The 24,125-nt window shown below is 70.6% G+C and carries 22 protein-coding genes and 1 tRNA gene; 13 read left to right on the top strand and 10 right to left on the bottom strand.

Annotated features, from left to right (window positions below; translation table 11 throughout):
* Positions 1-992 (bottom strand): ABC transporter permease (locus D7Y11_RS30155; RefSeq protein ID WP_126935394.1); only part of this gene is annotated, 992 nt, incomplete at its 3' end.
* 298 nt (positions 993-1,290) lie between these two features.
* Between D7Y11_RS30155 and D7Y11_RS30150 the strand changes: the two genes are divergently transcribed.
* Complete coding sequence (locus D7Y11_RS30150; RefSeq protein WP_121751559.1) at positions 1,291-2,061, top strand: hypothetical protein; 771 nt, start codon at positions 1,291-1,293, stop codon at positions 2,059-2,061.
* Here the strand turns inward: D7Y11_RS30150 and D7Y11_RS30145 are convergent.
* Positions 2,058-3,101: a sulfotransferase gene (locus tag D7Y11_RS30145; RefSeq protein ID WP_126935393.1), complete on the bottom strand. Its 1,044-nt coding sequence runs from the start codon at positions 3,099-3,101 to the stop codon at positions 2,058-2,060. The two genes, D7Y11_RS30150 and D7Y11_RS30145, sit on opposite strands and share 4 nt — an antisense overlap.
* Before the next feature lie 309 nt (positions 3,102-3,410).
* Between D7Y11_RS30145 and D7Y11_RS30140 the strand changes: the two genes are divergently transcribed.
* From D7Y11_RS30140 to D7Y11_RS30110, 8 genes are all read left to right on the top strand, one after another.
* Complete coding sequence (locus D7Y11_RS30140; RefSeq protein ID WP_121751561.1) at positions 3,411-3,878, top strand: hypothetical protein; 468 nt, start codon at positions 3,411-3,413, stop codon at positions 3,876-3,878.
* Between the two features lie 16 nt (positions 3,879-3,894).
* Positions 3,895-5,169: a cupin domain-containing protein gene (locus tag D7Y11_RS30135; protein ID WP_121751562.1), complete on the top strand. Its 1,275-nt coding sequence runs from the start codon at positions 3,895-3,897 to the stop codon at positions 5,167-5,169.
* 4 nt (positions 5,170-5,173) lie between these two features.
* Positions 5,174-5,443: a hypothetical protein gene (locus D7Y11_RS43475; RefSeq protein ID WP_158642014.1), complete on the top strand. Its 270-nt coding sequence runs from the start codon at positions 5,174-5,176 to the stop codon at positions 5,441-5,443.
* A 62-nt stretch (positions 5,444-5,505) separates the two neighbouring features.
* Positions 5,506-6,048: a 2OG-Fe(II) oxygenase gene (locus D7Y11_RS43470; RefSeq protein WP_158624422.1), complete on the top strand. Its 543-nt coding sequence runs from the start codon at positions 5,506-5,508 to the stop codon at positions 6,046-6,048.
* Complete coding sequence (locus tag D7Y11_RS30125; protein ID WP_126935391.1) at positions 6,045-8,753, top strand: thiopeptide-type bacteriocin biosynthesis protein; 2,709 nt, start codon at positions 6,045-6,047, stop codon at positions 8,751-8,753. Before D7Y11_RS43470 ends, D7Y11_RS30125 begins: the two co-directional genes overlap by 4 nt.
* A gap of 196 nt (positions 8,754-8,949) precedes the next feature.
* Complete coding sequence (locus tag D7Y11_RS30120) at positions 8,950-10,245, top strand: cupin domain-containing protein (protein ID WP_158642013.1); 1,296 nt, start codon at positions 8,950-8,952, stop codon at positions 10,243-10,245.
* A complete protein-coding gene (locus tag D7Y11_RS30115; RefSeq protein WP_120577428.1) occupies positions 10,235-11,299 on the top strand; it encodes a hypothetical protein in 1,065 nt (354 codons plus the stop codon). Before D7Y11_RS30120 ends, D7Y11_RS30115 begins: the two co-directional genes overlap by 11 nt.
* A 25-nt stretch (positions 11,300-11,324) precedes the next feature.
* Positions 11,325-12,518: a hypothetical protein gene (locus D7Y11_RS30110; RefSeq protein WP_126935389.1), complete on the top strand. Its 1,194-nt coding sequence runs from the start codon at positions 11,325-11,327 to the stop codon at positions 12,516-12,518.
* 19 nt (positions 12,519-12,537) lie between these two features.
* Here D7Y11_RS30110 and D7Y11_RS30105 read toward each other — a convergent pair whose 3' ends face one another.
* Positions 12,538-14,418 carry an ABC transporter ATP-binding protein gene (locus D7Y11_RS30105; protein ID WP_255430323.1) on the bottom strand — a complete coding sequence of 627 codons (1,881 nt, stop codon included), beginning with the start codon at positions 14,416-14,418 and terminating at the stop codon, positions 12,538-12,540.
* A 42-nt stretch (positions 14,419-14,460) separates the two neighbouring features.
* The gene (locus D7Y11_RS30100) at positions 14,461-15,366 is read right to left on the bottom strand and encodes a flavoprotein (RefSeq protein ID WP_121751566.1); all 906 of its coding nucleotides are present in this window, start codon (positions 15,364-15,366) and stop codon (positions 14,461-14,463) included.
* A gap of 89 nt (positions 15,367-15,455) precedes the next feature.
* Here D7Y11_RS30100 and D7Y11_RS30095 point away from each other — a divergent pair, with 89 nt between their 5' ends.
* Positions 15,456-16,574, top strand: a complete 1,119-nt coding sequence (locus tag D7Y11_RS30095; RefSeq protein WP_126935388.1) for a radical SAM protein — start codon at positions 15,456-15,458, stop codon at positions 16,572-16,574.
* Positions 16,575-16,637: 63 nt separating this feature from the next.
* Here D7Y11_RS30095 and D7Y11_RS30090 read toward each other — a convergent pair.
* Positions 16,638-16,710: transfer RNA gene (locus D7Y11_RS30090), tRNA-Phe, on the bottom strand.
* A 90-nt stretch (positions 16,711-16,800) separates the two neighbouring features.
* On the bottom strand, positions 16,801-17,604 hold the full coding sequence (locus tag D7Y11_RS30085) for a sigma-70 family RNA polymerase sigma factor (protein ID WP_126935387.1): 804 nt from the start codon (positions 17,602-17,604) through the stop codon (positions 16,801-16,803).
* Positions 17,605-17,728: 124 nt separating this feature from the next.
* Here D7Y11_RS30085 and nhaR point away from each other — a divergent pair, with 124 nt between their 5' ends.
* Positions 17,729-18,628, top strand: coding sequence for a transcriptional activator NhaR (gene nhaR / locus D7Y11_RS30080; protein ID WP_014393518.1), 900 nt, complete (start codon positions 17,729-17,731; stop codon positions 18,626-18,628).
* A 6-nt stretch (positions 18,629-18,634) separates the two neighbouring features.
* Here the strand turns inward: nhaR and D7Y11_RS30075 are convergent, their stop codons facing one another.
* On the bottom strand, positions 18,635-20,233 hold the full coding sequence (locus D7Y11_RS30075) for an amidohydrolase (RefSeq protein ID WP_126935386.1): 1,599 nt from the start codon (positions 20,231-20,233) through the stop codon (positions 18,635-18,637).
* 11 nt (positions 20,234-20,244) lie between these two features.
* Positions 20,245-20,466: a hypothetical protein gene (locus D7Y11_RS30070; RefSeq protein ID WP_120577435.1), complete on the bottom strand. Its 222-nt coding sequence runs from the start codon at positions 20,464-20,466 to the stop codon at positions 20,245-20,247.
* A 226-nt stretch (positions 20,467-20,692) separates the two neighbouring features.
* Here D7Y11_RS30070 and D7Y11_RS30065 point away from each other — a divergent pair, with 226 nt between their 5' ends.
* Complete coding sequence (locus tag D7Y11_RS30065; protein WP_120577436.1) at positions 20,693-22,048, top strand: nodulation protein NfeD; 1,356 nt, start codon at positions 20,693-20,695, stop codon at positions 22,046-22,048.
* A complete protein-coding gene (locus tag D7Y11_RS30060) occupies positions 22,045-22,869 on the top strand; it encodes a slipin family protein (RefSeq protein ID WP_121751569.1) in 825 nt (274 codons plus the stop codon). The genes D7Y11_RS30065 and D7Y11_RS30060 overlap by 4 nt, the downstream gene beginning before the upstream one ends.
* 80 nt (positions 22,870-22,949) lie before the next feature.
* Here the strand turns inward: D7Y11_RS30060 and D7Y11_RS30055 are convergent, their stop codons facing one another.
* Complete coding sequence (locus D7Y11_RS30055) at positions 22,950-23,465, bottom strand: peptidylprolyl isomerase (RefSeq protein WP_120577448.1); 516 nt, start codon at positions 23,463-23,465, stop codon at positions 22,950-22,952.
* A 139-nt stretch (positions 23,466-23,604) separates the two neighbouring features.
* Complete coding sequence (locus D7Y11_RS30050) at positions 23,605-24,096, bottom strand: DUF2721 domain-containing protein (RefSeq protein ID WP_120577438.1); 492 nt, start codon at positions 24,094-24,096, stop codon at positions 23,605-23,607.
* Positions 24,097-24,125: the final 29 nt, after the last annotated feature.

The raw sequence follows: 24,125 nt of genomic DNA, 5'->3' as shown, positions 1-24,125 counted from the left end.
CCCAGCCCCCCTCCCACCAGCGCCAGCAACAGGCTCTCCACCAGGAACTGCCGGACAAGCCGGCCCCGCCGCGCCCCCAACGCCACGCGGATCGCCAGCTCCTGCTGACGGGCACCCGCGCGCGCCAGCAACAGGTTCGCGACGTTGGTACAGGCAATCAGCAGGACGAGCCCGACGGCGCCGAGCAGCACCTGGAGCGGCGTGCGCCACGCACGGGTCTCCATCTGGGACAGCGAGAGCACCGCCGCGCCCCGCCCCTTCTGCGCCGCCGGGTACAGGGCCTCCATCCGCGCGGCCAGCTGTTTGAGCAGCGCGTCCGCCTGCTCCACGGACACGCCCTTCCCCAGCCGAGCGCGCACCGTGAGGATGTGGCTGCGATTGGGCGCCTCCGAGTCCGCGGGGGTCTCCAGGGGGAGCCACACGTCCATCTCCTGGGAGAACGAGGCCGGCATCACCCCCACCACCGTGCGGGACACCCCATCCATCACCAGCGTCCGGCCCAGCACCGAGGGGTCCGCGCCAAAACGCCGCCGCCACATTGCCTCGCCCAGGACCGCCACGGGCGCCCGGCCGGGCAGGTCCTCCCCGGACTCGAAGGTGCGCCCGAGCAGCGGCGCGACCCCATGGACGGCGAAGTAGTCCGCGGTGCCTCGCGTGGCCATCAGACGCTCGGGCGCGGCCTCCCCCGAGAGGATGACCCCCCCTTCCGTGAAAGCCGTCATCCGCTCGAAGGTGGCGGTCTGCTGCTTCCACTCCAGGAAGGTGGGCCAGGACACCATCCCCCCGCCGTTGCGCTCCCCCAGCACCACCAGCCGCTCGGGGTCTGGGTAGGACAGCGGGCGCAGCAACACGCCGTTGACCACGCTGAAGACCAGGCCATTGGCTCCAATGCCTAGCGCCAGACAGAGCACGGCGATGATGACGAAGCCGGGAGCACGCCGCAGGGTCCGTGCCGCGAATCGTACGTCCTGCTTCAAATCATCCCACCACATGGCGCGCACGTGTCCTTTCTCTTCCGGGCTGCTGGCGGCGGCGGAAACCCTGTCAAGGACTGGCAGGGCCTCTTCACGCCCGATACGCTAGCACCTGATGGAGGACGCAAGCCCTTGAATCCTCCCTCATTCCGCCCGCAACCGCTTTCAATTCCAGGCCATTCCCATGCACCCACTCCGCGTCGCGCAACGCACGGCGATCCTCGGGCTCACGGGATACTCCCAGCTCTTCATTCCACCTATTCCAAACAATTTCACATTCATCCTCTTTCCCGTCGGCACGGACGCTGAACAGCAGATGGAGAGGGTTCGCGTCCTCAACGCGCCCCTGAACCAGGCCAACCTGCTGCTGCACGAGTGCTGCCGAGAGCTCGCGGCGCGCATGGGGGGCGGCCCGTTCCCCGCCCTGGAGGAGGCGTTGGAGGGATGGCGGCGGCAGATTGACGGGCGCACCAACCTGCGCAGCGTGGAGTACGCGGAAGCCGCCCTGGCGGCGCTGGACCAGCGCTTGTCGCCCCGGCGTGCCCGCACGGAGATCGCCCGGCGGCGCCCCGACATCATCACGGCCTTCACCCGCGCTCCCGTGGACGTGAAGGGACTGCTGCGCATCAACCTGTACCTCCCGGAGGAGGCGCTGGAGGACTCCCTGTCCGGCCTCATTCGCGGGGTCTTCGCGACGCCGGCCTCCTTCGGGTTGGTGGAGCGGCTGGAGGTGGCCAAGGTCCGGGTGGAGCCCTCCATCGCCGTCACCTATCCCACGCTCATCCTCTATTTGAGGGCCCACGCGAACCAGCCGGCGCTGCGGCCGAGGGTCGAAGCCCTCCTCCAGGGACTGGCCTCGCTCCTGGAACCGTTCAGGCGCGCCTCGCTCGCGGACGACACGTACGCGGACCAATGGCACCCCAGCGCCACCGCGACCCAGGGGCTGCGCCTGCACAAGCGCTACCTGCACCTGCTGGCGCTGCTGAGCCGGGTCTACGACCGGCGGTCGAACTTCGCCTACCTGAAGGCACCTCCTTCGCGCGCCTCCAGCTTTCCCGGCGTGCTCGACCGCGTCCGGACCCGCTAGCGGAGCCGGCGGGGATGCCGGTCGAGCACGGAGAAGGCTGGCAGCGCCCAGCGCTCCGCCGCGCGCTCCACCGCCGGTCCCGCGACGCGCCGCTTGAGGGCGGTGTCCCCGGTGAAGGCCCGCTGGCCACTGGGGTCCTTGGAGTACACCCGCAGGCTCTCCTCGGCGCGCGCCTGCTCCGCCCGGGTGGGCCGGACGCCGAAGGCCTCCATCACCGCGCGGATCCGCGGCAGGTCGATGTCCTCGTAGTTGAGCAGGTATGCACGCCCGTCCGCGCTTCGCGCCGCGGCCGAGCAGAAGCTCCCCACCACCCGCGCGCAGTATTCCTCGGGCGTCATGTCCGCGAGCTGCTCCCCGCTCCAGCCAAAGTGCAGGGTCTTCCAGTCCGCGGGCATTCGCATCCAGCCCGGAGGCCGTGACAGGTTCGAGACCATGACGTCGACCGGGTTCCGGTAGACGAAGAGCCACGGCACGTCCGGCCACAGCCTCCGGATGACGTCGAGCTGCACGCTGTTGCGGCTGGTGAACTTCACGAAGTATCGCCGGTCGCCGGGCCGCCGCCGCTGCCCGAAGATGCGCACCATGCTGCGGAGCAACGCGTCGCGCCTCGCCTCCCAGTCTTCGCGCTCGCCCGGCCACACGCTGGGGGAGTACGGCGTCAGCAGCGTGCACAGCGGCTCTGGTTCGCCAGGGACGATGCTTCCGTCCAGGCACCGCAAGGCGTTCTGGACCAGCGTCGAGCCACAGCGGGACATGTGGAAGATGAACCCGGAAGGCTTGAGCGCGTCCAGGACGTCCCCCACCAGGTTCACCGTCCCCAGGCTCGTGCGGTTGCGGGTGATGCGCGGCTCACGCCGCATCAGCGCCTCCACCGCGTGCCGGTAGAAGGGGGCCTCCTCGTAGTGTTCCCCGGCCTGGAGCCACAGCACGCGCGGGACGTCGGCCTCCAACCGGACCGCGGCCGGAAGCCAGCCCTTCCAGAGTCTGGCCATGACGGCGCGGGAGGGCATGGGCAGGGGGTGCTGGATCTGGGCGCTCATTCGAGAGGACACCTGCGCGAAGGGGACCGGATGAAAGGACTTGCTTGGACAGACGCGACCACGCGCGAACTCTAGCCATGGCGCGCCCCCGGGGGAAATGCCTGCCATCCCACGCCAGGATTGGCGGAATTTTGCAATGATTGCCCCAATCCACCCAGGCCCTTCAAATAACGCCTGACGCCCTTGCAATCCACGACAATGCCTGTGTAGCTTGTCTTTAATGCAGAGCGCGCCGGGTGAGCGCCTGCCTTCAGTGATTGGAAGGGTCACCCGGGACACGCAAACACAAACGAAGTGCCCGGAGGAATCATGGCCAGCACGACAGGCAGGCGCACCACGACGACGTCCTCGAAGTCCGCCACGCGCACCGCCCAGAAGATGATCAAGCCCGCGGCGGCGCAGGGCCGCGGCCAGCGCACGAAGTCCGTCGTGACGCGCTCCCGCAGCACGGTCACGCCGCAGCTGGCCGCGGAGCCGGTCTTCGCCTGGGCCGAACTCAAGCCCCTGCTCAAGGCGCGGGCCCGCAACGACCCGGACTTCCGCAAGAAGTTGCTGGCCCACCCGGAGGCGGCCTTCGAGGAGGCCGTGGGCTATCCGCTGCCCAAGGGCCTGCGCCTGCAGCCCTTCGAGGAGACGCCCCAGCAGCTCTACATCATCGTTCCCAGGAGCGAGCGCAAGCTGACGGCCCTGGAGATCGAGGTCGTCCAGAGCGGCCTCGACTTCCCGCCGTCCTGCCCCGAGGACTGCCCCGGCGACAGCAACCCGCCGTCCTGCTAGGGCGCCCCGTCCCTCCGTGAAGCCCCGACCTCGCTCCGCCCGTGTCGCGCGGCAGGAAGCGTTCGCGCCTCCGGTCCATGCGCCGAGCCTCGAAGCCCTGCTCGGAGGCCTGACGCCAGTGGCCTTCCTTGCGGACCACTGGGAGCAGCGGGTCTACCACCTCTCCCGAGGGCAGCCGGACTTCTACGCGCCGCTGCTGCCCCGGGCGGAGATCGATCATCTGATCGCCTCCGCGCTCGCGCTGGACCCCACCAGCGTGGAGCTGCTGCCTCGCGCGCGGCCGGGGGACGCCGGGCGTCCCCTGGACGCCCAGCGCCTCCAGGAGGGCTACGACGCGGGCAACACCCTGCGCGTCAACGCGGCCCACCGGTTCCTGGGCCCGCTGCGCCAGCTCCGGGGACACCTGGAGCAGGGACTCGGCGCGCTGGTGAACGTCAACCTCTACTGCGCCCCCGCCCGTTCGGAGACGGCGCAGGTGCACTTCGACCGGCACTGCTTCGTGTTGCAGGTGTCTGGCCGGCGGAAGTGGAGCCTGTCGCCGCGGGAGACGGACCTGCCGCTCGAGTACGTCCCGCCCTTCCGCTTCGAGGACCTGGAGGATTCGCGCGGCTTCCGCACCCCCCGGTTCCAGCCGGCGGGGAGCGACGGCCCCACCGAGCACTTCGTGCTGGAGGCAGGAGACCTGCTCTACCTGCCCCGGGGCCACGTCCACGAGTCGCGCGCGGATGGCACCCATTCGGTCCACCTGACGCTCGGGTTCAAGACGCTCACGTACGTGGACTGCCTGGCGTCCGCCCTGTACCAGTTGGCCCACCGGGAGCCCGCCCTGCGCCGCTCCCTGCCGCCCGGCTTCCTCCTCGGAGGCACCGTCCAGGAAGAGGTGCACGAGGAACTCCGCCGGCTGGGGGAGCGGCTGCCCCAGGCGCTCGACGTGGAGGCAGCGGTCACCGACATCGCCCGGGCCTTCCTTCACAAGCGCGGCCAGCTCACGGGGATGACGCTGGGCTCGGAGGACGACGCGGCCCACCTGGGCCTCCAGGACCGGGTCGAGCGGCGGGCGGGGCAACTCCTGCACTACAGCGAGGGCGCGGGCAAGGCGCGGCTCCAGTTCGGACAACGGACCGTGTCGGTGCCGGCGGACTTCGGTGAAGCCCTGCGGTTCATCCAGCGAACCCCCCGCTTCCAGGTGCGGGCGCTACCGGGGCCACTGGATGACGAGGGCCGGCTCGCGCTGGTGGGCCGGCTGACCCGCGAGGGCCTGCTCTACGCCTTGCGCCAAGAGGAGGACTGACGGGATGGAGCGGCACTGGGAAAGCCCATGGCAGGCATTGAAGGTCGCGATCGCCCGGCGCGCGCGCGTCGATCCCCTCTTCCGCATGAAGCTGCTGGCGACCCCCCGGCGTGTCATCAAGGAGGTGCTCAGTGTCGACCTCCCGCCTGGGATTGCGCTGCACATGAAGGAAGAGGCGCCGCGGACCCTCTACCTGACGGTGCCGCCCAGCGCCGAGCCCCCCCGGGGACGGAGCCGTGGGCGCGCCCGCTCACGCCAGGGGGGGCGCCCGTGAGCGCGGCCGGAAGACGTGCGCGCGCGCCAGCGCCGCGACCTTCGCGGCAGGTCGAGGCCTTCATGCCCCTGGAGGTGGGAATCGCCCTGGGCAAGCTCTTCACCCGCCAGCAGGCGAAGCACATCGTGGCGCTGGCGAAGCAGTCCCCGGACTGGGATGCCGCGACGGTGCTGAACCGGGAGGGCAAGGTGCTGAAGCCCCAGGTCCGCTCGGCGCGGGTGCTGACCGAGAAGGTCCTCCCGGAGGCTTTCGCGGACTTCCGGGAGCGGCTCCAGTTGGCGCTGGCTGGCGCGGACTGGCTGCCCTGGAGGCACCTCACGATGACGCCGCTGCAACTGGTCCGCTACGGCGTGAACGACTTCTACCGGCTCCACCGGGATGACCGCCCCGGCGGCAAGCGCCGCCTGTCCATCGTCTGCTACCTCAACGACGACTTCGACGGCGGAGAGACAGCCTTTCCCAAGCTGGACATCCGCGTCCAACCGCATGGCGGCATGGCCGTGCTCTTCGACTCCAGCCTGCTCCATGGCGCCGAGCGGGTCTCGCGCGGGGAGAAGTTCGTCTTCGTGGCGTGGTTGGCGACGCAGCCCGAAGAGGGCCCGTGACGCCGGGGGCCGCACCCGAGGCGTCCCTGGCCGGGATGGCGAGGCGGCTGGGACTCGGGGCGCTGGAGTTGGAGTCCCTGGTGCACGGCGCGCTGCGCCTGCCCGCCCTGGCTCCGGGCCTCCTGGCGGAGCTCCAGGCCCTGGCCCGGGACGACCCGGGTCAGGAGGCGGCGGCGCTCCACACCTGGCTGGAGGAGCAGCTCCAGCGTCCGGAGCTGCGTCCGCTCATCGCCACGGCCAGCCCCCAACTGCTCCAGTACTGGGAGGGCGGGGGGAAGGATGACGCCGCCCGGGGCGCCCTGCTGCGCTACCTGCTGCGCGCCGCCTCGCGCTGCACACCGGTGGGGTTGCTCGCGTGGGCGGCGGCGGCGCGCTTCGACGCACCGGAGGGCTGCTGGCCGGACCTCCGCGCGCTGCCCATTCGCGTCGCGGGACTCCAGGCGAACACCGGACACCGCCGGGTGCTGGCCTCGGAGCGCGTCCTCGCCCGTCGCGGCAACCGCATCGTGGCGGCGGAAGCGCACTCCCAGGAAGAGGCGCTCCTCGACTTCCGCGAAGAGCTGTGGCGCGAGCTGCGCGGCATCCATCCAGACCGCGGGCGCTCCCCCGTCCAGGAACAACTGGTGCGGGTGAGGCTGCTCGACACTGTCGCGCAGCCGGAGCTGACCGAGCGGTTCCTGAAGCCCGGTGAAGTGGACTCCTTCCAAGGCGTGACGGCGGCGGTCGTCGCCGAAACGGTCCCCCTGCCGGCATCGGTGCGGCGGGCCATCGCCCACCGGGCACTGGCGCTGCTGTCGTGCCAGTCGCTCCCCGACAGCGCCCGCAGGCTCCGGACCTATCACCGCCTGTTCCGGGACCGCTTCACGGACGAATGGGTCTGCGCCGCGGAGCTGGCGGATCCGCTCATCAGCGGACTGCCCGCGCCATGGGAGGCCGACCTGGAGCCCCCGTCACCCGCCGACGAGGCCCGTGCCCGCTGGCTGGCCACCGTGTACCACCGGGGCATGGCCGCCGAGGGGCGGGCCGTCCTCGAGGATGACGAGCTCTCGCGCTTCGCCGCCCCCGCCGCGCGGGAGGTTCCCGTCGCGGACGGGTTCGAGGCGGGCTGTCTGCTCGTCGCCTCCAGCCAGGCCGACCTGGAGCGGGGAGCGTTCACGCTCGTCCCAGGGAGCCTGCACGGCTCGGGCGCGCCGCATCGCTCGCTCGGGAGGTTCCTGGGGTGTCTGCCCCAGACCTTCCGCGACGAGGTCCTGGGCCACCAGCGGACCTGGGAGGGGGAGCGGGGAGCCCTGCACGCGGAGGTGGTCTGGACACGCGCGGACTCGCCTCCCTCGCTGCGCTGGGCCGCGCATGCCTGGTCGAGCGAGGTGATCTGCAACGGCGCTCCCCGGATGGCCTCCCGGCGGCGGGTCCGCCCCGAGGACGTGATGGTGCGGGCGGCGCCGGAGGGCTTCGTCTTCGCGCTCCGCGACGGCACGCCGCTGGTGCTGCACCAGGGTCACATGCTGGCCCCCCGCGCGAGCCCGCGCGTCGCGAGGCTGCTCCTGGAACTGGCGATGGAGGGCGCGCGCCATCCGGGAGGCTTCGACTGGCGGGAACTCGGAAACCTTCCCCGGCTGCCGCGCCTCACCTGGCGGGGGCAGATCCTCTGTCTGGCGCGCTGGCGTCCCGGCGGGCCGTACTCGCGGGAGCGCGCCGGGGCCCTGCGCGACTGGCGCGAGGCGAATGGCGTCCCCCGCGTCGTCTGCCTCGTGGAGAACGAGCGGCGGCTCCCCATCGACCTGGAGTCCCACTGGGGACGGACGGAGCTCCTCCGCGCGAGCCGGTCCGCCGCGGCCTCCTGCTATCTGGAAGAGGCGCCCTGGCTGGAAGAGGCCACCGCGAGGACCGTGGTGTGCGAGGTGGTCCCCAGCTTCCGCCGCCGGCTGCCCGCCCCGGCTCCGCGCCAACAAAGGCCCCCCACCGACGGGACGCGGATCCACCGGCAGTGGCGCTCCTTCACCCTCTTCGCCGACGAGGCGGCGCAGCGCAGGCTCCTCGTCGCCTTGCGCCCCATGCTCCCCGCCAGCCCCGGTGACTGGCACTACGTCCGCTTCGCGGAAGGGCCCCGCCGGCTGGTCCGCCTGCGCTGGCGTGGAGAGTCCCCGCTCGACCGCTTCGAGTCCCTGCTCGACCTCGCGCTCGAGCACGGCGCCACGGACGTCCGCCAGGAGACCTTCCGCCCGGAGACCTTCCGCTATGGCGGCGCCGACGCGCTGGACGCCGCGCTCCGCGTCTTCACCTGGGACAGCGACTCCGCGCTCGGGAGCTGGGGCGCGGGCAGGGAGCCGGAGCGGCTGCTCATCGAAACGGGAGCGGTGATGGCCGCCTACCTGGAGCTGCTCCTGGGCCGTGCCGCGGGCGCCGCCGCGTGCCGCGAGCGTTCCCGGCGAACCGAGGTCGCGCCCCTCATCCGCCGGCTCCGCGCCCGGCAGGACCTGCTGGAACAGCTGGGGCGGGACGCCCCCCCTCGGGCGCTGATGGAGCTGCTGCGGGCATGGCGCGACGCCACTCCCAACGCGGGACCTCGTGAGGCGCTGTCCTTCACGCACATGGCCGCGAACCGCCGGCTGGGTTCACGGCGGGGACAGGAAAGCGTGGCACAGGCCCTCGCGGAAACGCTGCTCCAGGCCCGGATGCGCGCCGAACCCCAATCCTCGCGCTGAATGGCAACCACCCCCGGCCGTCGTCTCCGTAATTCTTTACCATGACGGCTCAATGACGGGTCATTTCCCCGGAAACCCTTCACGCTTTCACTTGTCAGACACACAGCACCAGAACAATGATTGCCCGGGTCCTCCATCCGCCTGGGAAAGCCATGCATTGCCACCCACCCTCCCGCCAGGCCCGACTCCCTCTCCCGTGAAACCCAGACTCCGCTCCGCCCGGACCACGCGGCGGCAAGCCCTCGCGCCCGCCAGCTATGCCCCAAGCCTGGAGGCGCTGCTCGGAGACCTGACGCCAGAGGCCTTCCTGGCGGACCATTGGGAGAAGCGTTTCTACCGTCTTTCCCGGGGCCAGCCGGACTTCTACGCCCCCCTGCTGTCCCAGGCCGGGCTCGACCACCTGGTCGCCTCGGCCCTCGCGCTGGACCCGGCCGCGGTCGAGCTGCTGCGCTCCGACCTGCCGCGCAACAGGATGAAGGACCCGACCCGCGCCCCCGACGCACAGCTCCTCCAGGCGGGCTACGAAGCCGGCAGCACGCTCCGGGTGAACGCGGCCCACCGCTTCTCGACCTCCATCCGCGACCTGTGCTTGTCATTGGAGCAGCGCCTCAGCGCGCCGGTGAACGTCAACCTCTACTGCTCACCGGCCAGGTCCCAGGGGGTGCAGGCCCACTTCGACCGCCACGACGTCCTCGTGCTCCAGGTGGCCGGCCGCAAGACGTGGAGCCTGAGCCCTCCGCCGGTGGACCTGCCGCTCGAGTACGTCCCGCCCTTCCGCTTCGAGAACCTGGAGGACGCCCAGCGCTTCCGCGTCACGCGCCACCAGCCCTCGCAGGTGGACAACTCGTCGCCGACCCAGCGCTTCACGCTGGAGCCGGGGGACCTGCTCTACCTGCCTCGGGGCCATGTCCACGAGGCCCGGACGGATGGCGGCCATTCGCTCCACCTGACGGTGGGCTTCAAGTCCATCACCTACGCGGACTGCCTGGCCTCCGCCGTCTTCCAGCGGGCCCACCAGGAGCCCCGCCTGCGCCGCGGGCTGCCTCCGGGCTTCGCCAGCGACAGCGCCGCCTGGGATGAATTGCGCGGGGAGTTCCGCCGGCTGGGTGAGGCGCTGTTCCAGTCGCTCGACCCGGACGCGGCGGTCTCCGAGGTCGTCGAGGTCCTGATGAGGAGCCGCTCGCGCGTGTCGGGGTTGACGCTGGGCTCCGAGGAAGACGCGGCCCGTGTCCACACGCGCAGCCAGGTCCAGCGGCGGTTCGGGCCCCTGATGCGCTACCGCGAAGGCGACGGCAAGGCCACGCTCCAGTTCGGCCAGCGGGCCGTGTCGGTGCCGGCGGACTTCGGCGAGGCGCTGCGCTTCATCTTGCGGACGCCGCGCTTCCAGGTGGGTGAGCTTCCGGGGCCCCTGGATGACGAGGGCAGGGTGACGCTCGTGCGCCGGCTGACCCACGAGGGGTTGTTCCACATCGTGTCGTCCAATGACGGGTGACTTCATGGGCGCGAAGCTGGTGCATCCCATCCCCCCGCCGCCCCGGGGCGCCATGGCGGCGCTCTGGGAGGGGTGGATTCCCGCCTGGGACCGTCTGGCCGAGGAGCCCCGCGGCATCGAATGGATCAACGAGGCGGGGCGCTTCCAGGAAGGGCCCTTCTACGACGAGTCCATCGCACTCCTGCTCCAGCGCCATCCGCGCATCGGGCGCAACGTCAGCAGTCCGGCCACGGTCCATCAGGTGGCGGAAGCCATCGACGGGCTGTCGCCCTCCGGCTTCATCTTCCACATGTCCCGGTGCGGCTCGACGCTGGTGCAGAACGCGCTGCGCTGCCTGGACGGCACCCTCGTTCCCGGCGAGCCCGACGTCCTGTCGTCGCTCCTGCTGGCCTCGGTGCCAGGCCCCAGGCCCCGGGGCGCGTCCGCCGCGGCGCAGGCGGAGCGGGACGCCCTGCTTCGCAGTCTGGTCAAGGTCTTCGGCCGGCGCCGCACGAAGCGCGACCGCCGGCTCTTCATCAAGTTCGCCAGTCTGGAGACCGTCCGTCTGGATGTCGTCCGCAGGCTCTGGCCGGACGTGCCGTGGCTCTTCATCTACCGGGACCCCGTGGACGTCGTGGTGTCCAACATGGCCCGCCCCTCCGGCTGGATGGACCGGCCCACACCGGAGCAGGTCAAACGGTACTTTGGCTGGGGTCCCCGGACCGTGGACGCCATGACGCGCGAGGAGTACTGCGCGCGAGCCGTCAGCCATTTCTGCGGAGTGGCCGCTGACAGCGCGGATGCGAAGGCCCACCTGCTCAACTACGAGGACATCGACCTGGAGCGGCTGGTGGCGGTCATGGATGCGTTTGGCGTCCACCCCACCCGGGCGGAGCGGGCGCGCGTCGAGAAGAGCCTGCGGGTGTACTCCAAGGACCCGCGGGGCAAGCGCCGCTTCATCGCGGACACCGCGCTCAAGCGGCGCATCGCGGGCCCCGCCGTCCATGACGCCGTCAAGCAATGGGCCCTGCCGGCCTACCGGCTGCTGAACCGGCACCGCAGGCGGATCCGCTAGGAGCGGCCCAAATCAAGGAGGCGCTGTGTCCAACCTCGTGGTGAACCCCTTCGCATCCATCGAGCTCACCCGCGAGCGCTCCGCCCCGGTCGGGCTCCGGGTCTCCGCGCCGTTTCCCGGGAGAGGCAGGCTGACGACCGCCATCGACAGCCGGCTGCACCCTCGGCTGTTCCAGTCGCTCCGGGCGCTGGCGGAGAGCGCCCGGAGCCACGGCCGCGGCCGCCTGGAGTTGGACGAGACCGAGGTGTCGGTCCTGCGCGAGGCCGGATACCTGGTCCCGCCCTCGGAGGTTCCCCAGGCCCCGCGCTTCGGCTGCCTCCTGGGAGAAGACCTCCCGGCGGCGGGCCGCAAGCCGCGTCTCGCGCCCGGCACCGTCGTGGTGACGGGCTTCAAGCTGCTGACGGCGCCCCCACGGCTTCCTCGGGAGAAGCGCCATCTGGGCCTGCTCGGACTGACCGGGCGCTTCCCGCTCGCGCTGGTGCGCGATGCCGTCACCGGCATCACCGCCGTCCACGAGGTCCCCGGCTGGCTTGTCGGGGCCTGCACCCGGCTGCGGCCTGGCGGATCCGCGCCCACGCTCACGCCCCGGGAGTTCCAGGCGCTGAGGGCCGCGCGCATCCTCCTCTCCCAGGAGGAGCTCACCCGGGAGCGGGCCACCTGGCGCTACGCGCTCGACTCCGCGCGCATCCTCCTGGAGCACCGGGGCTATGCCAACATGGCGGGGCTCTTCCACCCCGCGCAGATGAAAGCCCTCCGCGCCTACTACCGGGGCCTCGTGAGCAGCGGGCTGCTGGTGCTGGGAGACCCCCAGAGCTTGCGCTACGTGCGGCACAACGACCCGGTCTCCAGCTTCTTCCACGAACAGCTCGCGGGCGTCGTGTCGAACCTCTTCGATGTCGAAGCCCGGCCCTCCTACAACTACCTGGGCTGCTACCAGCCCGGCGCGCGGCTCGCCCGCCACACCGACCGGGCGCAGTGCCGGTTCAGCGGAACCCTGCTGGTCGACTTCACGTCAGGCCGGACGGGGCCCGGCAGTTGGCCGCTCGTCTTCAGTCCACCTGGCGGCAGGCCGGGCACCCTCCACCAGACATCGGGCGAGTGTGCGTTCTACCGTGGCTGCGACATCCCCCACGCCCGCCCCACGCTCCCCGAGGGCTGCCGCTCCACGTCCCTGTTCCTGCACTATGTGCCCCGGACGTTCCGGGGGGCGCTGAGCTGAGGCCGGGCAGTCCGCGGGCTCAGCGCCCCGCGCGTCCCGAAGCAGGCTCGTCGCCGTGGCCGTCCGCATGGAGCTGGAAGAGATGCGCGTACTGTCCACCACGGCGAAGCAGTTCTTCGTGGGAGCCCAGCTCCTGGATCTCCCCGTTGTGCAGCACGACGACGCGGTCGGCGATCCGCACCGTGGAGAACCGGTGGGAGATGATGAGCGCGGTCCGGTCCTCGGCGAGGGCCCGGAAGCTCTCGAAGAAGCGCTGCTCGGCGCGGGCATCGAGGCTCGCCGTCGGCTCGTCCAGGATGAGCGCCTCCGCGTCGCGCATGAAGGCGCGGCTGACAGCCAGCTTCTGCCATTGCCCCACGGACAGGTCCTGGCCTGACTCGAACCACAGGCCCAGCAGCGTGTCGAGCTTCCGGGGCAGCGACTCGATGAGCGTGCTGGCACCGCCTTTCTCCGCCGCCGCCTGGATCCGCGCCGCGTCCTGCCAGTGCTGGGTGTCCCCCAGCCCGATGTTGTCGGCGGCGCTGAACTGGTAGCGGACGAAGTCCTGGAACACCGCGCTGAAGCGGGAGCGGAGGTCGCCGGGGTCCATGTCCCGCAGGTCGACGCCGCCGTAGGTGATGGACCCCTCCGTCGGCTCGTAGAAGCGCAGCAGCAACTTCACGAAGGTGCTCTTGCCCGCCCCGTTCTCCCCGACGACGGCGAGCTTCTCCCCCGCGGGGAGGGTCAGGTTGACGTGCCGCAGCGCCCACCCCTGCTGTCCCGCGTACCGGAACGACACGTCGCGGAACTCGATGGTCTGGGCCCGCCCCCGCACCGGGCTCCGCGGGGGAAGCACGCGCGCGCCCTCCTGGTCCGTGGGCACCGCGAGATACTGGAACAGGTCCGACATGAAGAGCGACTCCCGGTAGACGGACCCGATGGACAGCAGGGTCGCCTGGAGCGCCGTCTGCCCCTGCCGGAAGACCGCGATATAGAGAATCATCTCCCCCAGGGTGAGGACGCCCATGACGGTCCGGGCCACCACGAACGCATAGCACCCGTAGAAGGCGAGGATGGACAGCGCCCCGAAGCCCAGCCCGAAGGACAAACGCCGCCGCTCGTACTTCCGGTCCCGCTCGTAGAACAACCGGGCCAACCGCTGGTAGCGGTCCAGGATGATGGAGCCCAGGCCATACAGCTTGACCTCCTTGGCATGGTTGTCCCGCGTGAGCAGCCATTCCAGATAGTCGAGCCGCCGCGCGGCCCCCGCGCGCTCCGAGTGGAGCTCGAACGACTCGCGGGCGAGGCGTGCCTCCACGAAGAAGGCCGGCAGGGACGCCGCGACCAGGATGAGCGCGCTCCAGGGCGACAAGGCCAGGAGGAGCGCCGCGTAGCTCGCGAGCGTGACGCCGTGCTGCACGGTCGAGAACAGGTTCACGACAATCACCAGGGGCCGGCTGTCCGCCACCCGCCGCGCCTTCTGCATCGTGTCGTGGACCTGCGGGTCCTCGAAGTGGCGCAGCTCCAACGCCAACGCCTTGTGAAGGATCTTGAGGTTGGTGGCGGTGGTGAGGCGCGCCTGGAGGACCTCGTGGACGAGCGCGATGAGCCGGCCCAGGGCGGCGGAGGCAAGGACGAGCGCGAACTCCAGCGCCACCAGCCACAAGGTGTGGGAGGAGAGGGCCTCGCTCCGGGTCTTCGCGGCGGCCAGGACCCCATCGACGACGAGCTTTCCCACGTAGACGATGGCCGGCGGGAACAGCGCCGCGAGCAGCGTCAGCCCCGCGCTCCACGCCATGGAGGCCCGGTCCGCCTCCCAGGCGAGGCGGACGGTGGCACGCACCTGGGAGAGCACCGTCGCGAGCGACCGGACGCGAAGGCGTCCGTCACGCAAGAGCCGCTGGAAGGGAAAGACAGCCACCCGGGAACCCTCCTTGATGCGCGATGAGCGCCCATCCACGACTCACTCCCGCGAAACCTCGCGCGTCCGGGGCTTGCCGGCGGCCACGGCCGTCAAGGTCGCGAGCATGGCCCCGTCCAGCAGTCCCTGTGTCCCGAAGCCCAGACGTGGAGGCTCGCCCCGCGCAAGCCAGGCGACCTCCAGCCCCCGGTGAGGCTCCACGACATGGACGCCATCCGCGACGATGCGAGCCACGTTGCGCTGGACCGCGGGATGGTCCCACATGGCCTCGTTCATGGAGGGCACGACGATGACGGGGGCGCGGGTCGCGGTCACCACGAGTGACACCAGGTCGGAGCAGGCCCCCTGGGCCAGCCTGGCGATGGCGTGGGCGGAAGCAGGGCAGACAACGACAAGGTCGGCGGTGTCGGCGAGTTCGATGTGAGGGACCCGCACCTCTCCCCGGCGCGCGGACGCGCTTCCCCAGACCTGGATGCCGTGGGCCTCGAAGGCAGCGGGCGCCACGAAGGGCCGGGCCGCTCGCGTCACCACCACGTCGATCCTCCTGGCGAAAGGTTGGAGACGCGCGATGGAGGGGAGCATGTAGGCACTGGCCACGGCCCCGGTCAGCCCGAACACGACGTTGCCGAGCGGTGGCTGTCCTCGCGCCTTGAGCCGGGGGGAGGACTTCGCCTCCAGCGCGTCCAGGGTCCGGCCCTCGGTGAGGCAGCCGGCCTTCGCGAGCGCCTCCAGCACGGCGGGGCCGTTCTCCAGCTTCGAGGCGCCACGGCGCAGCTCGCTGCCAGAAAGCGGCACCGAGGCCAGACGGATCAACTCCGCGACGATCGCCGCGTCGGCACGGCGCAACTCCAGTGCCTCACGCCCGGAGATGACCAGACACCCGTCGGAGCGGCGAAGGAAGGTGCAGGCCATGTTGCGAACATAGAAACACTCATCCTGGATGGGCATGACGACCTCCCGCTCTGCCCGGAGCAGACATTTCCTGTCAGCGTGGAGATGACCGGACCCCGAATCACTGACGCTCCGGCCCCCCTACAATGGCAATGCTTTCTAGCGTATTGCTTCGAATCCAGCCATCCCTGAAAGGCTCCCGCGGACGCGAGGGCCTCCACCTGTTCGGCCCAGGCTGTCAGCCCATGCAAAAGACAGTGACCCAAGGCAGCCCGTACTCTCGCGCGCTCGTCTGGCTGGTGACATACCGTTGCCCGCTGCTCTGCACCCACTGCCACTCAGAATCCGGCAGGCGCCCTTCCCGGCAGCTCCCGCCCGAGAAGATGCAGCAACTGGTCGACGTCCTGCTCTCCATGCGCTTGCGCCAGGTGACGTTCTCTGGCGGGGAGCCGCTCACCGTCCCAGGACTGACAGGGATTGCCGAACGCCTGTCCAAGGCCGGTGTCCAGACAATCCTTTATACGAGTGGCTGGGGGATGACGGAGGCGCTGGCGCGGCGGCTCGGCGAAGTCTTTCACGAGGTCCATGTCAGCCTGGATGGCGCGACGGCGGACGTCCACGACAGGATTCGGGGACGTCCCGGCAGCTTCGTCCGGACCCTGGCGGCGCTGGAGCTGCTCAACCAGCACGCCTCCAGCGGGATGCGGCTCGACATCGAATGCGTGGTGGTCCGCAGCAATCACGACCAGCTCGAGCGCTTCTGCACGGAGGTGGCGCCCCGCTTCCCGAGGCTTCGCCACCTGGTGTTGGGGGCCGTCGCGCCCTCGGGGCTGGCGACGCGGGAGACCTTCGCCAGCCAGGAGTTCCTGACCGACGACGAGATGCACGCCCTGGACGACCCGGCGGTCACCGCGAGGCTGCAGGCGCTCGCGCCACCGGGCGTGGCGGTCCAGACGACCAGCAACTTCAGCCTCAAGACAGGCCGTGGCTGCTGGTACATCCAGCCGGACGGCGACGTGCAAGCGATGCCGTCCTACGAAGGCGCCGTCGGGAACCTGCTGAGCGAGCCACCCGAGCTCCTGTGGAGCCGCTGCCAGGAGCGGCGCGGAGATCCCTTCGTCCGCTCGATGCTGGATGGGGCGCGGACCGTCCAGGAATGGGTGGAGGCGGTGCGGCGCATCGACCTGCGCTTCGGGAGCGAGGAAGACCAGGCGCGCATTGGTGCGCGTGCAGCGCATCCGGCACCGGCGCGTGCGAGCCGCTGACGTCAGAAACGACGAAGGGCGCCGGACCGGAGTCCGACGCCCTTCAGATTCTTCTTACTGGTGTGCCCAAGGGCGGAATCGAACCACCGACACGGGGATTTTCAGTCCCCTGCTCTACCGACTGAGCTACTTGGGCGTACCGCGCACCGCGAGCGGCAGCGCCGATTTACGGTCACTGGCCCGCGACGTCAACCTCTTTCCGCCAACCCTCCTCCTCGCTCGACACTCAGGCCGCCAGCCGGGGCGCTTCGCTGTCCCAGGCCGTGCAGCCCGCCGTCAGCCGCTGGCGCAGCTTCTGGCGCAGCCCCTGCTCGATCTGCCGGATGCGCACCGCCGTCACCCCGAAGCGCTTCGCCAGGAACTCCGCGCTCACCCCGTCCTCCACCAGCATCCGCTCCTTCACCAGCGCCCGCTCCCTCGCGTCCAGCTCCGGCCAGGCCGCCGCCACGCTCTGGTGCAGCTTCTCCGCCCAGGCGCCCCGGTCCGCCTGCTCCTCCGCCGAGTCCTCGTCCGACTCCAGCATGTCCAGCCGCGTCACGTCCCCCTCCAGGCCCAGGGGCGCGTTCAGGGACACGTCCTTCGCCAGCGCGTCCGTCCCCCGCACCACGTCCTCCTCCTTCTTGCCCAGCGCCTCGGCCAGCCGCTTCGTCACCTCCGGGTGCCCCTCGCCCCAGCGGGCCTCCAGCCGCGCTCGCTCGCGCCGGAGCTGGAAGACGATCCACGGCGCGCGGCCCCCCGCCATACTCCAGGTGCGGGACACGTACGCCCGGATGCGCGCGCGGATCCACTGCTGCGCGTAGGCGCCGAACGGCACTCCCCGCTCCTCGAACCGGCGCGCCGCCTCCACCAGGCCGACGTTGCCCTCCGACATCAGCTCCTCCAGCGACAGGCCCGTCCAGCGGTACTTCCAGGCCAGCCGGCGGACCAGCTCCAGGTGCCCCCGCACCCGCATCTCCACTTCCGCCGAGTCCACCTCGGTCGTCTCCACACCCTCCACCGTGGACTCGAGCTCCTCGTAGATGGCTTCCATGACGCGTACCTCCCCAATCAGTCCCCCGCGCACCCATCGCGCGGTGACGGACGTAGAGATAAGCGGGGACGACACTTTAAAAAATGAGCTAGTTTGGATGAAACCCTTCGGTTATTTCTAAGTCATGGCGTGGCTCAACTACCACCATCTCCTGTATTTCTGGACGGTTGCGCGGGCGGGCAGCATCGCCAAGGCGAGTGAAGAGCTGCACCTCGCCCAGCCCACCATCAGCGCCCAGATCAAGCTGCTGGAGGAGTCGCTGGGCCACCAGCTCTTCGAGCGCAAGGGCCGCAAGCTCGTCCTGTCCGACGTGGGCCGCACCGTCATGCGCTACGCGGACGAAATCTTCCGCCTGGGCAACGAGCTGAAGAACGTCGTCTCCGGCCTGCCCACCGGCCAGCAGCTGCGCCTCAACGTGGGCGTGCTCGACGTCATCCCCAAGCTCGTCGCCGAGCAGCTGCTCAAGCCCGCGCTGGATGCCGGGCCCTCGCTGCGCATCATCTGCCGCGAGAGCCCCCTGCCCCAATTGCTCGCACAGCTGGCGCTGCATGAGCTGGACGTGGTGCTCGCGGACGCGCCTGGCTCCGAGCCCGTCAGCGTCCGGTCCTTCAACCACCTGCTGGGCAAGTGCGGCGTGACGTTCTTCGCCGCCCAACCGCTCGCGCACCTGCGCAAGGACTTCCCGCGCTCGCTCGACGGCGCTCCCATGCTGCTGCCGTCGGAGGAGTCGTCGGTGCGCCGCTCGCTGGACCTGTGGTTCGAGCGGCTCGGCATCCGGCCCCTCATCGCCGGTGACTTCGACGACAGCGCGCTGCTCCAGGCCTTCGGACAGAAGGGGCACGGCATCTTCGCCATGCCCTCCATCATCGACGCCGAGGTGCAACGACAGTTCAACGTCACCGCCATCGGGCACACCGACGAAATCGAGCAGTGCTTCTACGCCATCACCGTGGAGCGCCGCCTGCGCCACCCCGCCGTCGTCGCCATCGCCGAAGCAGCGCGCTCGCACATCTTCGGCGGTTGAACCGCGTCACCCGTCCGCGAGGAACACCTCCGCGCCCGCCACCACCGTGGCCAGCACGCGCGCGTCCACCAGCGCCGCCGCGGGCCCCTCCAGCGGATCCTCCGACAGCGCGACGAAGTCCGCGTCCAGGCCGGGCTTCAGCCTTCCGCGCCGCGCCTCCTCGAAGGACGCCCACGCGGGCCCCACCGTGAAGCCCTCCAGCGCCTCCGCCGCGCTCAGGCGCTCCTCCGGATACCAGCCGCCCTCCGGCCAGCCCTTCGCGTCCTGCCGCGTGCGCGCCGCGTAGAGCCCCGCGAGCACGTCCGGGTTCTCGATGGGGAAGTCACTGCCCAGCGCCAGGTGCGCGCCCGCGTCCTTCAACGTGCGCCAGGCGTAGGCCCCCCGGAGCCGCTCGCGCCCCAGCCGCGTCTGTGCCCAGGGCATGTCGCTGGTGGCGTGCGTGGGCTGCACGCTGGCCACCAGGCCCGCCGCGCCCAACCTCCGGATGTCCTCCAGCCGAAGAATCTGCGCGTGCTCCACGCGGTGACGCAGGGCCTGCGTGCCCGTCCGCTCCGCGCCTCGAAGGAGGACGTCCACGACCAATGTATTGGCACGGTCTCCAATGGCGTGGATGCACACCTGGAAGCCCCGGGCCATGAAGGCCTGTGCCCGTGCCTCGAGTTCCTCGGGTGAGAGGAGCAACAGGCCGCGCTGGCCGGGCTCGTCGCTGTAGTCTTCATGCAGCGCCGCGCCCCGGCTTCCCAGCGCTCCATCCGCCAGGAACTTCACCGAGCGCATGGACAGGTGACGCCCCTGCCACGGCCCCTGCTCCAGATAGCCGTGACGCTGTTCCCCCTGCCCCGCCGCCATCGCATACACGCGCAGGGGCAAGGTCCCCGCGGCGTCCCAGTCCTGCAACATGCGGAAGGCCTGCAGGTCCATGCCCGCGTCGTGCACGCCCGTGAGCCCGACCTGCGCGCACCGCTCCAGAGCGGCTCGCAACCGGGTCTCCAGTTGCTGGCGCGTGGGCGCGGGAATGGCGGCCTCCACCACGTCCAGCGCGTTGTCCACGAGGACGCCGGTGGGCTCGCCGTTCGCATCCTTGAGGATGCGGCCTCCTGGCGGATCCAGCGTGTCCCGCGTGATGCCCGCGCGGCGCAGCGCCTCGCCGTTCACCCAGGCCGCGTGATGATCCACCCGCATGAGGAACACCGGCGTCGTGGGGAAGCGCGCATCCAGTTCCTCGCGGCCAGGGAACACGGCGCCGGGCCACTCGTTCTGGTCCCACCCCTTGCCGAGCAACCAGTCCCCCTGGAAGCTCGACGCGGGCGCCTTCGCCAGACGCTGGAGGACGTCCTCCACCGAGGGCGCCTTCTCCAGGCGCACCGTGGTCAGGCTCTTCCCCAGACCGTGCAGGTGCGCGTGCGCGTCCACCAGGCCGGGCACCACCGTGGCGCGGCCCAGGTCCACTTCACGCGCGCCAGGCCCCGCGGCGGCGCGCGCTTCCGCGAGCGTCCCCACCGCGAGCACCCTTCCGTCGCGCACCGCCAATGCTTCCGCGCGCGGACGCTCCGCATCGAGTGTCCACACGCGCTCCGCCCTGTAGACCGTGGTCTCCGCCGTCATGGCGCGGAAGACTACCCGCCGCCCTCGGGGAAGCCACCGTCCACGTCCGGCGCATTGACGGGACCCGCGGGGCCCGCCGGTTCGTTGGGCACGTTCTGGATGACTTCGCGGTTCGTGTCCGGGCCCTGGATGGGCATCTGGTCCTCAGTCCCCGGGGGCTGGGTGGTCCTGCAAGCTCCCGCCCCAACAGCGGACAGGCCCAGAGCAGCGATGATCAGCACGGCACGGCGCATGAAACCTCCTGGAAGAAGAGCGAGAGGCTGACCCTAAGGAGGTGCGTCCTTCTCCAGCAACGCGCATCCCCTCCATCGTCCAGGACTGGATGCACAAGCGGGGCGCCGGGCCCTCCCTGCCCGCCTGCCCTCCAGGCCCCCGGCTTCAAGACGCGGTCATCCGAAGGTCCGATGCACATCGTTGTCCGAGTGCGTGTGCGAGAGGGGCGCGCATTCGGGGGCGGACATGCAGGACCACGTCGACAGGATGCGCTGGCGCCATCACGTCCTCTGGGGCTGGCTCCTGGCGTTCCTCTTCGTGGGCCTCGCCGCTCCGGCGGCTCCCGCTTCATCGTCCTTCGTCGCGCGGTGCGAGCTGGAGGGCGTGGTGGATGCCGGCTCGGGCGCGTACCTCACGGACTGCGTGAAGCGCGCGGAGGATGAGGGAGCCTCGGCGCTGCTCGTGCGGCTGGACACTCCGGGCGGTTCCTTGGACGCCACCCGCACCGTGGTGCGCGCGTTCCTGGGCTCGCGCGTTCCCGTGCTCGTGTGGGTGGGACCTTCCGGCTCACGTGCAGGCAGCGCGGGCGTGTTCATCGCGCTCGCATCGAACGTGAGCGCCATGGCTCCGGGGACGAACATCGGCGCGGCGCATCCCGTGGGCTTCGGGGGCGAGGACGTGGAGCAGGTGGGTGGCGAGGAGCTCGCCCGCAAGGTGGAGAACGACACGGTCGCCTTCGCGGAGGGCATCGCCCGGCAGCGGGGCCGCAATCCGGAGTGGGCCGCGGCCGCCGTGCGCGACAGCGCCAGCGTTCCCGCGGACCGCGCCGTGGAGCTTCGCGTGGTGGAGCTCGTTGCTCCCACCGAGGCTGATTTCCTCTCCGCCGTCGATGGCCGCCGCGTGGAGGTCGCGAATGGAGACACCGTGACGCTCGCCACCCGCGAGGCCCGCGTGGTGTCGCTGGAGCCGGGGCTGTCACAGCGGGTGGTGCATGCGCTCGCGCAGCCGTCGCTCATCTACCTGCTGTTCCTCGTCGCGGCGCTGGGCCTGGTGGTGGAGCTGTCCCATCCGGGCGCGGTGGCGCCGGGGCTCATTGGCTGCGTGGCGCTGGTGCTGGCGTTGATGGCGTCGGCGACGCTGCCGGTGCGCTCGGGGGCGCTGGTGCTGATGCTGGTGGGCGTGGGGCTCATCCTCGCGGAGCTGTTCGTCACCAGCGGACTGCTGGGCGCGGCGGGCGTGGGGCTGTTGATATTGGGCGGCGTGTTCCTGGTGGACCGCTTCGAACCGGGCTGGTTCGTGGAGCCATCCTTCCGCTTGTCGTGGGGCGTGATGCTGCCCACGGCGCTCGTGTTCGCGGGGACCGCGGCCTTCATCGCGTACCGCAGCGCCCAGACGCGCAAGCTGCCACAACGGGGCGGCGACGCGGGGCTCGTGGGCGAGGCCGGCACGGCGTTGGGCCTCGTCACGCCCTCGGGCGGCGAGGTGTTCGTCCACGGCGAGCGCTGGCGCGCCGTCTCCTTCACTCCCATCCGCGAGGGCGCCCGGGTCGTGGTGCGCGCCGTGGAAGGGCTCACCCTCACCGTCGCGGAGTCGATGCCATGAACGAGCTGGTTGGAGCGCTGGGTTGGCTCATCCCCGTGGCGCTGCTGTTTCTTCTCTTCATCTCCGGCGTGCGCATCGTCACCGAGTACCAGAACGGCGTCGTGTTCCGGCTGGGCCGCTACGTGGGCCTCAAGCGTGCGGGCTTCCGCTGGCTCATCCCCTTCGTCGAGCGGATGGTCATCATCGACCTGCGCACCGTGGCGCGCGACGTGCCCCCGCAGGACGTCATCACCAAGGACAACGTCAGCGTGAAGGTCAACGCCGTCGTCTACTTCCGCGTCATCCAGGCGGACAAGGCCGTGCTCCAGGTGGAGGACTACCTCTACGCCACCAGCCAGATTGCGCAGACCACGCTGCGCGCCATCCTGGGCCAGGTGGAGCTGGACGACCTGTTGTCCCAGCGCGAGCGCATCAACCACGAATTGCAGCAGGTGCTCGACGCGCGCACCGACCCGTGGGGCGTGAAGGTCTCCAACGTGGAGGTGAAGCACATCGACCTGCCGTTTGAGATGCAGCGGGCCATCGCGCGGCAGGCCGAGGCCGAACGCGAGCGCCGCGCGAAGATCATCGCCGCGGAAGGCGAACACCAGGCCGCGGAGAAGCTCGCCCTGGCCGCGGACGTGCTCAGCCGCAACCCCGCCACGCTCCAGCTGCGCTACCTGCAGACGCTGGTGGAGATCACCAGCGGCGGCAACCACACCATCCTGCCCATCCCCCTGGAGCTGCTGCGCGCGTTCGGCGCCGTGCCCGCGCGGCCCTTCCGCCCGGAGGAGGCCCGCGAGGAGGAGGAGGACGAGGACGCGTCCCACGGGCCGTCTTGAAACGCCTCCGGCGGAAACGACGAAGGTCCACCCGCGCGCGAGGCACGGATGGACCTTTCGGGTGAGACGGAGCGGCGGGATTACAGCTGGCCGCTGTCCTCGATCTTCACGGGCTGGCGCGTCGCGCCGGACTGGCTGCCCACGCCTTCAATCTTCTTCACCACGTCCATGCCCTCGACGACCTTGCCGAAGACGACGTGCTTGCCGTCGAGCCAATCCGTCTTGGCCGTGGTGAGGAAGAACTGCGAGCCGTTGCTGTTCGGGCCCGCGTTGGCCATGGAGAGGATGCCCGGGCCCGTGTGCTTGTGCTTGAAGTTCTCGTCCGCGAACTTCTCACCGTAGATGGACTCGCCGCCGTAGCCATTGCCGAGCGTGATGTCGCCGCCCTGGCACATGAAGTTCGGGATGACGCGGTGGAAGGGCGTGCCCTTGAAGTGCAGCGCCTTGCCACCGCGGCCGGTGCCCTTCTCGCCCGTGCACAGGGCGCGGAAGTTCTCGGCGGTCTTGGGGACGTCGTCGGAGAACAGCTCCATCACGATGCGGCCGGCGGGCTGGCCACCAATCGACATGTCGAAGAAGACCTGGGCGTTTGCCATGTTCACGTGCTCCACGGTGAGGGTTGAGCCACAGAGGCTGCTGAATCCTGCGCGATACCAGGCGCGCGAGCCGGGACCTACCAGACCCGCGCGTCTCGGAGGCACCCGCTAGCACCTTCGCGTGCGCTGCGGAACAAATTCAGGGCGCTGGCGGGTCGCCCGGCCGCCCGTCGCGGAAGAGCTCCGCGCCCTCCAGCGTGATGGCGCGGCGGCTCAAACGCAGCGACGCCAGGGCCAGCACCGCCGTGGAACCCAACAGTCCCACGCCCAGGGAGAAGGACATCACCGGCAGCCCCTCCGGCACCGCGACGCTGCGGCGCAGCAGGTACAGGAGCGACGTCACCACGAAGGACAAGAGCGCCGCGTAGGTGAAGCCAATGGCCCGGGCGAGGATGGCGTGGCGGCGGTCCATGATGGCCACCTCCTCGCGCAGGAGCGAACGGCGCGCATGGCCCTCCGGCAGCGTGCGCCATTCCCGGACCATGTCCCGCATGCGCGCGGTGATGCGCGAAATCTGATTGTCCAGGCCAGTGGCCAGGATGCCGCACCCGGACACCATCACCGCGGGCGTCACCGCCGTACCAATGAGCTGGATGGAGGAGGGGTCCAGGCCGTCCACGCCGACGTTCATGCCCCCTTCTGTCCCACCGCCCGCCCGGC

The organism is Corallococcus sp. AB018 (genome assembly GCF_003986945.1).
GTDB classification, from domain to species: Bacteria; Myxococcota; Myxococcia; order Myxococcales; family Myxococcaceae; genus Corallococcus; species Corallococcus exiguus.
This window is presented reverse-complemented; position numbering and strand designations above follow the sequence as displayed.